Here is an 11759-nt window from a genome sequence, read left to right on the forward strand (position 1 = left end):
TACGACGTCCGATATGACTTCACAACGGTTGTTCAGCGATCTGCTCATCGGCCATGCGCGCCAAGGTGCCGATTCGTGCGGGACTAAAGGGTGGCCGTGGGGCGGGCGGGGTCCAATCGAACAAATACTCAGCGGCGGCCCCGCACACCCGACCTTGGCAGGCGCCCATCCCACAGCGGCTGTGGAGCTTGGCGTCGGTCCAGTCGGAACTGGCGTGCAAGGTGGCGTAGGGCACGTCTTCGCAACGGCACACTAGGGTGTCCGGCGCCGACAAGGTTTTTAACTGCGGATTCAGCGCGAAGGTTCGGTTCAGCAGGTCAGCAAACGCCTGCCAGTGTTGACGTTGTGGCCACAACGCTTTGGCTTCTGCATGATCACCCACCGCCGCATGGCCGGCGATAGCGCCTTCGACCAAGGCTAACTCGCTGCCACCGAAACCGGTGCATTCACCCGCGGCGAAGTGGTCGGCGAGGCTGCTGGTTTGCCAAGCGTCTACGGAGATTGCCTGATCGACGATCAAGCAGCCCAGCGCCTGACCGAGTTGGATATTGGGAATCAAACCAAAACCACAGGCCAAACGCTCGCAGGCGATTTCCACGGTTTTGTTCCCTTGGTGCACGCGAACGGCCTGCAAGCGATCTTCGCCCAAGGCTTCCACCACATGACCGGAACAACGGTAACGCACATTGATCAGTTGCACGGCTTGCAGCAGTTTGCCTGGCCATTTTGGTAATTGCGCGGCGAAACCCATGACTGCGCTGAGCGGCGCTTGCTCGGCGATCTGCATCACCTTGGCCCCGGCTTTTTTTGCCGAAGCGGCACTGGCCAGCAGTAAAGGACCGCTGCCGGCGATGACCACCGACTGTCCTTGGACCGGCAAACCGCCCTTGATCAGCGCTTGCAAACCGCCCGCACCGGTCACGCCCGGTAGGGTCCAGCCGGGGAAGGGCAGCAGCAACTCACGGGCGCCGGTGCACAGAATCAGCTTGTCGTACGCCAGTTGCCAGCCACGTTCGGCGTCTTCCAGTAACAGGCTTTTGGGGGCGACGCGGGCGACCACCCGGGTGCCGCTGTAAACCGTTATGTTCGGCGCGTTGCTGAAGGCTTCTCGGTAGCGACGGGCATTCAGCGGCAGGTGCGCGTGGTGGCCGTCGCGCCAAATTTGGCCTCCCGGCAAAGGGTTGTCGTCCAGCACGATAATGCGTACGCCACTGGCCGCTGCCGCGAGGGCCGCTGCCATTCCCGCCGGCCCGGCGCCGATGATCAGCAGATCAATGTGTTCAGTCATGGGCGGGTCTCCACCGACATTCCGTTCAGGCACAGGGTTTGGCACGCCAGGCGCCGGCGTCCGTCGATGGTCACCCGGCATTCCTGGCAAATGCCCATCCCGCACAACGGCGCACGGGGTGTCCCGCTGACCGAAACGCGGCTGATGCCATCGGCGGCGATGTAGAGCGCAGCCGCCACTGTGGTGCCGTCCGGAACTCGTACGCTTAGGCGGTCGATGTGTAACTCGATCATGGCGTCGTCCTGACCAGCACCGCCGCAGGGCTGAAGCGCTCCAAGCGGAAAGGGCGCGAATCAAACGCGGGTTTTTCCTTGAACATCTGCGCTGCCAGCACATGAGCGCTGCCCGGCGCAGTGGTCACGCCCAGTCCTTCATGCCCGACCGCCAACCACAGGCCCGGTTGGCGCGGGTGCTGACCCAGTATTGGTAAACCGTCTGGCGTGGCGGCGCGAAAGCCGGTCCAGCTGCGAATAGCATTCAGGTCTTCCAAGCCCGGTAAATATTCCAGCGCGCGCTTGAGCATTCTTGCCAGTACCGGGCCTTCCACTTCGGGGTCCAGGGTGTCGAACTGCCGCGATGAACCGAGGAAAATCTGCCCGGTCGGCCGTGGCTGCGCATTAAACGCCACGGAGGTGCCGGTGTTGGCGTGGGCGCTGCTGATATAGCCCAGCTCAACCAGTTGATGATGGATCTGCACCGGGTAGCGATCGGTGATCAGCAGATGACCTTTCTTCGGCCGAATCGGCAATTCGGGACACAGTTCGGTGGCGTGAATGCCGTTGGCCAAGATCACCGCGTTGGCACTCAGCCAGCGGCGGTCGCTCAGGCGCACGCGATTGCCATCGACTTCGATGACGGTGGCGTCCAGGCGCGTGATCCGTGAGGCATGCCTATTCAGCAGCCAGCGGGCGGCATTGGGCGCGTAAATAATGCTGTCGCCAGTGACCTTGAGGGCACCGACCAAGCCTTTGCGTATCGCCGGTTCGGCGTCCTGCAAGGCGTCGGCACCTAGCAGTTTGCAATCAATGCCATGGGTTTGCAGCGTTGCCATTTTCTGCGCGGCGCCGTGCATTTCTTCCGCGTTCGCCGCCAACCATAAGGTGCCGCAGTTGCGGTACGCGCAGCCGTCATTGAGGTCTTTTGCCCATTCGCGCCATACGCCCACCGAATATTGGCTCAAGGCCAGTTCCGCTGGGTTGTCGTCCATTGTCACCAAATGGCCCATGCCCACCGCTGTTGCACCGCCACGCTGGCTGTCGATGACCAACACGTCCAACCCGCGCCGCGCCAGTTCATCGGCGCAGGCGCTGCCGACGATTCCGGCGCCAATCACAATGACGTCGGCGTTCACGGCCGAATGCCCCAAGCGAATGGATCGTCTTCTTCGAGGATCAGGGTGGCTTCTGCGCTGATGTAAGCCCGGCCACGAATCGTCGGAATAATCTGCGGTTCACCGGCTTTTTCCCACTCATAGCTGCCTTCAAACCGGCTGCCGATCACGCTGGCCTGATGCCAGACTTCCCCCGGTTGCAGCTTGCCGTCAGCGGCAAGGCAAGCCAATTTGGCGCTGGTGCCGGTGCCGCACGGGGAGCGGTCATAGGCCTTGCCAGGGCACAAAACAAAGCTGCGGCTGTCGGCGTGGAGGTCATCGGCGAACAGTTCGATGTGATCGATTACGCCTTCGTCATCGCCGCAAATGCCTTGGTCTTCCAGCGCCTGACGCACGGCCCAGGAATAGGCGGTCAACCCGTCTAAGTTGTCGCTGGCCACGCTTAAGCCGTGGTCAGCGATCAAAAAAAACCAATTGCCGCCCCAGGCAATATCGCCGGTAACCACGCCATGGCCGGGGACTTCAACGTTCACCGATTTGCGATAACGGTATGACGGCACGTTGCGCACGCTCACTGAGCGGTCCTCGTGCAGCGTGGCTTCAACCGTGCCGACTGGTGTTTCGATACGGTGCAGCCCTGATTCGATCCGACCCAAGTGCGCGAGGGAAATGATCAGGCCGATAGTGCCGTGGCCGCACATCCCGAGGTAGCCAGTGTTGTTGAAAAAGATGACGCCCGTGCAGGCCGCGGGATCGACTGGCGGACAGAGTAGGGCGCCCACCAGTACGTCATTGCCGCGCGGTTCGAGCATGGTGCTGGCGCGCCAGTCATCGAATTGCTCAGCCAGAATCGTCCGCCGCTGCGCCATGCTGCCCCGGCCTAACTCCGGGAAGCCATCAATGACCAAGCGGGTCGGCTCGCCGCCGGTGTGTGAGTCAATGACGCTGATGCGTTTCATGGATGCCTACGCCTGCACAGGAAATGTCGCTGCAAGAGTGGCGCGTTAGAGGCCTGACGGCTTGAAGGATTTAGTGGGTCTGGATGACGAAATCAGCACAGTGTGTATTCACGTCCTTCTTTGTAAACGCGACCGTGTTCGCGATGGCGTCCGATCAGCCACCGGGTCGCCTGCTTCGCCAACACGTTGGCTTCTTAAAGAAGTCGGTATTGGCTGGGTGACAGGCCGGTGAGCGCTTTGAACTGACGGCTGAACGCGCTGTGGTCGGTATAACCGCAGCGCAGGGCGATCTCGGTGATGGGTAAGTCGCCGGTCAATAACTGCGAAGCCGCGCCAAGCCGGGCCTTGTGAATCAGCTGCCGTGGAGTCAGTTGGAATACCCGTTTGCATTGGCGTTCCAGTTGCGCCACCGACATCTGGGCAATGGTCGTCAGGTCGGCGAGGCTGATTGGGCGGTCGTAGTGTCCGCGAATGTGCGCGTCCACGGCGGCGATTCTTTCATAGGCCGGATGGCTCGACTGTGCCACTTGCAGGTCATGGGAAATGCCCGCCATGCCGATGATTTCGCCGTGGGCGTCACGCAATGCCAATTTGTGAGTCAGGCACCAGCCCGGATGCCGTCCGGGGTAAAGGTGCAATTCCAACTGGTCGCCCAGCGCCACGCCATCACTCAACACTTGCACGTCTTGTTCGGTGTAGAGCGGTCCCAGATTGGCCGGAAAAACCTCTTCGGCGGTTCGCCCCAACAGCTCGCTTTTTTCCTTCAGGCCGCAACGGTGCACCAACGTTTGATTCGCCAGCACATAGCGCGCCTGCACGTCCTTGATGAAAAACACCACGCCGGGCATCGCATCAAGCAACGGCGCGATGTGTTGCAGGCTGCTAGTCAGGCTGGCGAGGTCAGGCAATGACGGCAATTGATCGAGGCGCATGAGCAGGCCCGCAGCGGAGGGAGCAGGCAACTTATCGAGTTCGGCGCGTTGCTGTCCACTGGGATTGCAGCGCGGGCTGTGCTGAATTCTTCACGGTGGCTGTGCAAACCGCTCAAGCCAGTCTGAGCCAGAACCGCCAACCTGTTGGTTTTGTTAACCGAGGGGTGTGTGGTGATCTCACTGACGCTGGCTCAGGCGAGTGACCTGGCCGAAAACATTATGCGCACCCACGGTTTCAGCGAAGGCCACGTGCGCACCGTCGCCAACGCCGTCGTCACGGCCGAAGGCGATGCCTGCGCGTCCCACGGATTGTGGCGATTGTTGGGCTGCATCAGTTCGTTGAAAGCCGCAAAAGTGATCCCCGATGCGCTGCCTGAGGTAGCCGACTGGGCCGCCGCAGTGGTCAAGGTTGATGGTCGTGGCGGCTTTGCCGGGCTTGCGTTCGAAGCGGGCATGCCGTTGTTGGTGAGCAAAGCGCGCAGCCAAGGCATCGCGATTCTGGCGATCAACCATTGCGTGCATTTTTCGGCGTTGTGGGCAGAAATTGAACCGCTCACGGCGCAAGGTTTGGTGGCGCTGGCTTTTACGCCGAGTCACGCGTGGGTCGCGCCAGCAGGCGGCAGCAAACCGTTGTTCGGCACCAACCCGATAGCCTTCGGCTGGCCAAGGGCGGGGCAACATCCGTTTGTCTTCGACTTCGCCACCAGCGCCGTTGCCCGAGGCGAAATCGAACTGCACCGCCGCGCCGGTAAAGAAATTCCATTGGGCTGGGGCCTCGACGCCCAAGGGAAACCCACCACCGACCCCGCTGCTGCACTCAGCGGCGCCATGCTGACCTTCGGCGGTCACAAAGGCTCAGCACTGGCGGCCATGGTCGAACTCCTCGCCGGCCCCTTGATTGGCGACATGACCAGCAAAGAATCCCAAGCCTTCGACGCCGGCAGTAAATCATCGCCCTACGGCGGCGAATTGGTGATCGCCATCGATCCGCAACGTTTATTGGGCGTTAGCGCTGAAGAGCATTTGTTACGAGCAGAAGCGTTGTTCGACGGCATTGTGGAGCAGGGCGCGAGACTGCCGTCGCAACGCAGGTTTGATGCACGGGCGTTGAGCCGCACGGATGGCGTGCAGATACCGGAGGCGTTGTATCAGGACTTGATGGCGTTGTTGTGAACGGGGTCGTTTTTAGCAAGGCACCCGGTCTGCGGGAGCAGGCTTGCCTGGGAAGAAGCCCGTAATGGCGTTGCGGATGACCCATTTTCAGAGAGTCAAGCAGCGCCGTTTCCGACAGGACCATGATCGCGCCGGTCGATTGAATTAACTGCTGCATGCCGTACACCGAGCTGCATTCGATGATGTCTGCGGGCGTCGGTAGTCCACAGGGTTGCAGCGCCTGATCCAGGCCGAAGCGGGCCGGGCTGGTTTCCGGTTGCAGGATCCACCACCAGCAGCAACGGACACCGGTTATGGCAGTTACTACAACGCTGGCGGCAGTGACGCGAAGCATTGGGAGCGTGATGTCGATATGAAATACCTCTTCCAAGGCGGCACCGCCAAGAACCTAGGGGTTCGGCTACGCTGGGCCACCAACCGAGGTGGCGACGGCTACCAGACGGTGGATCACAATGCCGATGAATACCGGGTCATCGTCGACTATCCCATCAACGTGTTTTCAGCGTGGGCGGACCCGGAGCCTGGGTCCGTTTTTATTTCTATCCCTCGTACACCGCTCGTCACTCGGTCCTTCTAGACCGGGCATATCGTGTTGTGACAACGTTTGCAGCCGCGTAGAATTCGCGGCATCTCGCAGCACCCCCTCATACTCATAATATTTTGCTCACTCTATGCACTGCCCCGGCAACCAGCCTCGGGCGGCATTTTTGTGCGCAAGACTTTTGAGCGTTGAAGGGCGGCCGCTTTAATCAATTTTCGACTTGAGGTTTGTACGGCATCCAATGAACAGCATCCTGGACGCTCGCACCGGCAGTTGGCTTAGCGTGATCGCGCTGGCTCTCGCAGCTTTTATTTTCAATACCACCGAATTCGTTCCGGTCGGGCTGTTGAGCGCAATCGGCCACAGCTTCGACATGACCACGGCCCAGGTCGGCCTGATGTTGACGGTTTACGCGTGGGTGGTGTCCCTGACGTCGCTGCCGACGATGCTGCTCACCCGCAACATCGAACGGCGCAAATTGCTGGTTTTTGTCTTCATGCTGTTTATCGCCAGCCACATCTTCTCCAGCATGGCGACCAGCTTCAGCATGCTGCTGATCAGCCGCATCGGAATCGCCTTCGCCCACGCGGTGTTCTGGTCGATCACCGCGTCCTTGGCCGTGCGCGTAGCCCCACCGGGCAAACACGTACAGGCCTTGGGTCTATTGGCAACCGGCACGTCGTTGGCCATGGTGCTCGGCATACCGCTGGGTCGCGTGCTGGGCGAAGCGTTGGGCTGGCGCACTACGTTTCTGGCGATTGCCGTCGCCGCCGGCGTGACCGTATTGTTCCTGATCAAATCGCTGCCGCTGCTGCCGAGCCAGAACTCCGGCTCGCTAAGAAGCCTGCCAATCCTGTTCAAACGCCCGGCGCTGGTATCGCTGTACGTCCTGACTGCGCTGGTGATCACCGCGCAATTCACCGCCTACAGCTACATCGAACCCTTCGCAGAAGTCGTCGCCCACATGAGCGGCGAGATGACCACCGTCCTGTTATTGCTGTTCGGCGGCGCCGGCATCCTCGGCTCAGTGGTCTTCAGCCGCTACAACAACCGCTTCCCGAAAGGCATGTTAATCACCGCCATCGGCGCCTTGGCCCTGTGCTTGATGCTGCTATTGCCTCTCTCCGGCAAAGCCTCGTGGCTCGCGACCATGAGCGTGGTCTGGGGCATGGCAATCATGTGCTTCGGCCTGGTCATGCAAGCCAAAGTATTGGCCATGGCGCCAGACGCCACTGACGTGGCTATGTCCCTGCACTCCGCCATCTACAACATCGGCATCGGCGGTGGTGCGCTGTTGGGCAGCATGGTGATTAGCCAATTGGGGATTGCGAATATTGGCCTGGTGGGCGGATTGATCGCGGTGAGCGGGTTGTTGGTGTGTTGCTTTGCGACGTATCGGTTTGGGGAGAAGGCGTTGCGGGCTTGAATGGGTAGCCTTCAGGCTACAAAAATTGATATTTTGGTTGTTTTTGATGCTCTAGGGCTACAGTTAAAAATTGCGTGCTTGTGCTCCGTGGGCTACATTAATTACCTAAAGGTAATATTTTGATGCCCAGAGGCTACCGATGAGTACGCTATTCGATGTCGCAGAAATGCTCAAAGAGGCCAGAAGCGAAGCCAAGCTAACCCAAGCGGTTTTAGCCACTCGTGCCGGCGTTGCTCGTTCAACCGTAGCGCGCATGGAGACGCTGGCGAAAGGAGACATGAGCGTCTCTGCACTGGTTCGTTTGCTTGAGGCCGCCGGGTATGACTTGAAAATGGTCAGGTCCGGTCATCAGCGCACGGTCGAAGATATCCTCGCTGAGCAACGCAGTGAGGGCTTTGGCCAATGATTCTAATGACAGCCCCCGCACTCGCTGTCGCAAAAACCAACAAAGCGACGAATTCAACTATTTCAGCCAGAAGCAGTCCATCTCTCGTAGAGGCCCAACGCCCCCCATTCACTGTGTAAACGCTCACAGCTTATGAGGCGTCTGAGCGACAGAGGACAAAGAGATGAACAAAACAATCAGCGCCGCTGACTTAGGCATCGACCTCAAAGAAGGCGGCGAGGGAGCGCTGTTCAAGTGGTTCATCGCCAGTTTTCTGATGGGTAAACGCATTCAGGCTGACATTGCCGCGCAAGCGTATCGAGTGATCATCGAGCAACATGATCGAGATACACCTCTTAAGCTGGGTCACTGTAGCCATCGAGAGCTGGTTGCGATGTTGGGTCAAGCGCATTACGTGCGTTATGACGAGACGACGGCGGACCGTCTGAGCGCGCTGTGCAAGAAACTCAATGATGAATATGCCGGCAAGATCGGGAATATCCAGCGTGCCAGCGACAACCGGATGGAGTTTGAAAAACGCATGGCGGAGTTCGAAGGCGTTGGCCCGAAGACCGTTGAGATTTTCATGCGCGATGCAGGCGAGGTGCTTTATTGAACCCTGCACCGCAGGTCTACATTGGCTGCGCGGGCTGGAGCCTGCCGCGTCAGTCTTGGCCGGCATTTTGTACGCAAGGCACACATTTACAGCGCTATGCCTCTCAACTGAATGCCGTCGAAATAAACAGTTCGTTTTATCGCCCACATGCTCCGAAAACCTATGCGCGCTGGGGACAATCCGTGGCGCCCGCCTTTCGATTCTCGGTCAAGCTGCCCAAACTGATCACCCATGAAAAACGCTTGCGAGAATGCGAGCGCTTGCTAGACGACTTTCTGGCGCAATGCACCGAGTTGGGCGGAACGCTGGGTTGCCTGCTGATTCAGTTACCGGCCTCATTCGTCTTTGATGAGGGCATCGCGCGGGTATTCTTTGGTGCGTTGCGTGAGCGATACACAGGATTCGCCGTACTGGAACCGCGCCACGAAAGTTGGCGAGAGGCCGAAGACGTGTTGGTTGGGTTTAAGATTGGTCGTGTTGCCGCTGATCCATCACCGATCGCTGGCGGCAATCTTCTAAGTGGCTGGACAGGCATTCGCTACTGGCGCATGCACGGGTCGCCGCGCATGTATTACAGCAACTACGACGACGATCGATTAAGCGCGTTGGCGCTGGAACTGCAGCATTCGGCACAAGACAGTGTGCCGAACTGGTGCATCTTCGATAACACCGCTCAAGGCGCTGCGATCGGCAATGCCCTCGCGTTAAAAGCGCTGATGCGATTGACCCTTGTCTCAACCGACAACCCTGATACTCAGCTGTAGCCCACTTGTTGGCGAGGCGGCATGACAGTCCGTCTCAAGCTCTCGCCAACCAGGCTCCTACAGTTCGTTTATAAAATCAGTAGCCGTGCCGGGGGTCGCTGATCCATTGCTGTAACTCCGCTTCGGCCTGTTCCAACGCGTTGCGATTAAGTAATTTCCGCAGCAGTGCGATGCTGACGGCGCGTGCTCTGAGGTTGAACGCATGATTACCCCAAGGGGTGTCAGTTGGCTGGTACACCCCGAGCTTTTCGTACAACTGCTGCAACCGGTTTTGCACGCTGCGCAACGAAAGGCTGCGGCGACTGGCAATCGCGCGGTCTGTCAGCCCCAGTGCGATGTCTTGCAGGACTTCATACTCAGTGTCGGATAAGCCTAATACCTGATCCTGGGATTTTTGCTGCACCCCGCGTATCTCGCGATCAATGACACATTGTTGTTCGATAAACAGACTGCGCAGCGCCAACCGTAGCCGCTCCTCAGAAGCGGTCTTGAGCACATAGCCATAGGCCGCGCCCTCTGGAACGATGCGTGAGATACCGCGCACATACGCTTCATCCGCGTAATTGGACCAGAACAGGATCGAGGTGTCGGGGCGATCTTTCCAGATCGTCTTGGCCGCCTCTACTCCGGTGCGTTTAGGCATCTGCAGATCCATCACCACTGCCGAGACGCCGTGCTCATGGGCCAGGCGCTCGCCTATTTGTCCGTCCTCGGCCTCCAGCAAACGCGTGCATTCAGGTAGCGCCTGTTCAATCACTTCCTTGAAGAACGCGCGGTGCACGGGGTCATCTTCTATCAACAAGACATCCATCAGGCGGCTTGCTCCGGGTCAATGAGTGGGTCAGACAGCGGCAGGCTGAGGCGAACGTGGGTTCCCTTGCCCTGCGGGCCGCTGTTGATCTGCAGCTGGGCGTCGAGCAGTTGGGCGCGTATCTGCATGTTCTTGATACCGCCGGTATCCAGCAGATTGTCGCGATCCAGCCCCAGGCCATCATCGACAATGGACAACTGCAGCCGGTTGTCCACAAGGCTGATGTCAATGTCGATGGAGTCCGGGTAAGCGTGTTTGATCGCGTTGTTAACGGCTTCCTGGACGATACGGAATAGCGCAATTTTCTGCGGTTCCGCCAGTTTGTTGGCCTGCCCGTCGGTGTTGTCGCGCAGGTGTGTGGCGATGCTCAAACCACTGTTGCGCACACTGCGTAACAACAGGTCCTCCAGTCCTTCCTCGAAGCCGAACAGCTGGAGCACGGTGGGTTTAACTGCGTCGATGATCATGCGCAGCTCCTGCATGCTCTCTTGCAAGGCTTCGCTGAGGGGCTGCAAGTCGCGCCCCGACAGCGTATCAACCAACGTCAGCCGAGCGATGCGCCGATGCAGGCGTGTCATGTCGGCCAGTGTCTGATCGTGTAAATCCATGCCAATGCGCTGTCGTTCGTTCTCCAACTCCTCGGTCAAGCGCAGAGCGCCCACGCGAAGACCTTCTTCCCGGGCACGGATCTGGGTTTCGGCAATCGCCAGCTTTTTCGCCTGATCGGTCTGACGCAATGCATAGAGATAGGACGCCAGCAAGTCGGCCACATGCTGGGTATGGTGCACGTCGTCAAGGGTGTAGTAATCGGCTGTGTGTTTCGAGCAACTCAATGCGCCAATGATTTCGCCCCGCGCGCGCAACGGTACGTGGAGTCTGCTGCGAAGCTGGGCGTCGAAAATAGGGGTGTTGTAGGCGTCGGCAAACTGAAAGCGTGGATCAGTCATCGCGTCCTTGCTGAGGATGAACGGTTCCTCCCCCAGCAACAGCGCACGGATAGGGCTTTGCACGATCGGCAGCGGGTGATTGGCGAAATCGCTCCAGGCCGTGTGTAATCCGGTTTCATAGGCGTGCAGGTGATTTTCACCGTCGAGCAGCAGCAAGCTTACGTCCAGATGGTCATGGGGCAGGATGATGCGTATTTCCTCGGAAATCGCATCAATCATCGATTGAAAATCCAGTTGCCCGGCCAAGGCCCTGGAGATGCCGAGAAAGTGATGGAGGACATCCTCGGCCTGAATGTGTGGTCGTTGCACGGTCATGCACCTTTATTCTTGTTAGCCCCACCATACGCGCTATCGATGACGGCTGGCACGCCCTACGCTGTGGTCAGCGGTCTCTGGGCGAAGAGTTACAAGGTCTCGCACGGAAGTTGCGTGATCCCGCATATTAAGTGCGGTGTTTCGCGCCATGTCTGCATTGATGGTCACAGACGCTGGTTGCAGGACGGTGCAGACTGGGCCCGAACGTGCAGTAAGCCGGTGAGCACCGACCAATCGGGGCCGCCTGAAACCCAAAAAATAATAACAAAGGT

The 11759-nt window shown here is 59.1% G+C and carries 12 protein-coding genes and 2 pseudogenes; 6 read left to right on the plus strand and 8 right to left on the minus strand.

What is annotated here, in order from left to right:
* Positions 1-19 precede the first annotated feature (19 nt).
* From RHM65_RS09235 to RHM65_RS09255, 5 genes are all read right to left on the minus strand, one after another.
* The gene (locus RHM65_RS09235; RefSeq protein ID WP_322184775.1) at positions 20-1288 is read right to left on the minus strand and encodes an FAD/NAD(P)-binding oxidoreductase; all 1269 of its coding nucleotides are present in this window, start codon (positions 1286-1288) and stop codon (positions 20-22) included.
* Entirely contained in the window at positions 1285-1521 is a 237-nt protein-coding gene (locus RHM65_RS09240) for a (2Fe-2S)-binding protein (protein WP_322166262.1), read from the minus strand. Before RHM65_RS09240 ends, RHM65_RS09235 begins: the two co-directional genes overlap by 4 nt.
* On the minus strand, positions 1518-2639 hold the full coding sequence (locus RHM65_RS09245) for an FAD-dependent oxidoreductase (RefSeq protein WP_322184777.1): 1122 nt from the start codon (positions 2637-2639) through the stop codon (positions 1518-1520). The genes RHM65_RS09240 and RHM65_RS09245 overlap by 4 nt, the downstream gene beginning before the upstream one ends.
* Entirely contained in the window at positions 2636-3577 is a 942-nt protein-coding gene (locus RHM65_RS09250; RefSeq protein ID WP_322184779.1) for a 4-hydroxyproline epimerase, read from the minus strand. Before RHM65_RS09250 ends, RHM65_RS09245 begins: the two co-directional genes overlap by 4 nt.
* A 194-nt stretch (positions 3578-3771) precedes the next feature.
* Positions 3772-4509, minus strand: coding sequence for an AraC family transcriptional regulator (locus tag RHM65_RS09255; RefSeq protein ID WP_322166258.1), 738 nt, complete (start codon positions 4507-4509; stop codon positions 3772-3774).
* A gap of 171 nt (positions 4510-4680) precedes the next feature.
* Between RHM65_RS09255 and RHM65_RS09260 the strand changes: the two genes are divergently transcribed.
* Positions 4681-5682, plus strand: coding sequence for an Ldh family oxidoreductase (locus RHM65_RS09260; protein WP_322184781.1), 1002 nt, complete (start codon positions 4681-4683; stop codon positions 5680-5682).
* A 79-nt stretch (positions 5683-5761) separates the two neighbouring features.
* Here the strand turns inward: RHM65_RS09260 and RHM65_RS09265 are convergent.
* Positions 5762-5956 (minus strand): annotated as a pseudogene (locus tag RHM65_RS09265) (LysR family transcriptional regulator); the annotation flags it as partial.
* A gap of 15 nt (positions 5957-5971) precedes the next feature.
* Between RHM65_RS09265 and RHM65_RS09270 the strand changes: the two are divergent.
* The 5 genes and pseudogenes from RHM65_RS09270 to RHM65_RS09290 form a co-directional block, all read left to right on the plus strand.
* A pseudogene (locus RHM65_RS09270) lies at positions 5972-6181 on the plus strand (OprD family outer membrane porin); the annotation flags it as partial.
* Between the two features lie 283 nt (positions 6182-6464).
* Positions 6465-7649, plus strand: a complete 1185-nt coding sequence (locus RHM65_RS09275; protein ID WP_322184783.1) for a sugar transporter — start codon at positions 6465-6467, stop codon at positions 7647-7649.
* A 139-nt stretch (positions 7650-7788) separates the two neighbouring features.
* A complete protein-coding gene (locus RHM65_RS09280; protein ID WP_322166255.1) occupies positions 7789-8055 on the plus strand; it encodes a helix-turn-helix transcriptional regulator in 267 nt (88 codons plus the stop codon).
* A gap of 163 nt (positions 8056-8218) precedes the next feature.
* A complete protein-coding gene (locus tag RHM65_RS09285; RefSeq protein ID WP_322184785.1) occupies positions 8219-8650 on the plus strand; it encodes a DNA methylase in 432 nt (143 codons plus the stop codon).
* Entirely contained in the window at positions 8647-9414 is a 768-nt protein-coding gene (locus tag RHM65_RS09290) for a DUF72 domain-containing protein (protein WP_322166253.1), read from the plus strand. Before RHM65_RS09285 ends, RHM65_RS09290 begins: the two co-directional genes overlap by 4 nt.
* Positions 9415-9490: 76 nt before the next feature.
* On the opposite strand, the gene RHM65_RS09295 is transcribed toward RHM65_RS09290, so the two are convergent.
* Positions 9491-10225 carry a response regulator transcription factor gene (locus RHM65_RS09295; protein ID WP_322166252.1) on the minus strand — a complete coding sequence of 245 codons (735 nt, stop codon included), beginning with the start codon at positions 10223-10225 and terminating at the stop codon, positions 9491-9493.
* Entirely contained in the window at positions 10225-11487 is a 1263-nt protein-coding gene (locus RHM65_RS09300; protein WP_322166251.1) for a GAF domain-containing sensor histidine kinase, read from the minus strand. The genes RHM65_RS09295 and RHM65_RS09300 overlap by 1 nt, the downstream gene beginning before the upstream one ends.
* Positions 11488-11759: the final 272 nt, after the last annotated feature.

It is taken from the genome of Pseudomonas sp. CCI4.2, from assembly GCF_034350045.1.
In the GTDB taxonomy this organism is placed as follows: Bacteria; Pseudomonadota; Gammaproteobacteria; order Pseudomonadales; family Pseudomonadaceae; genus Aquipseudomonas.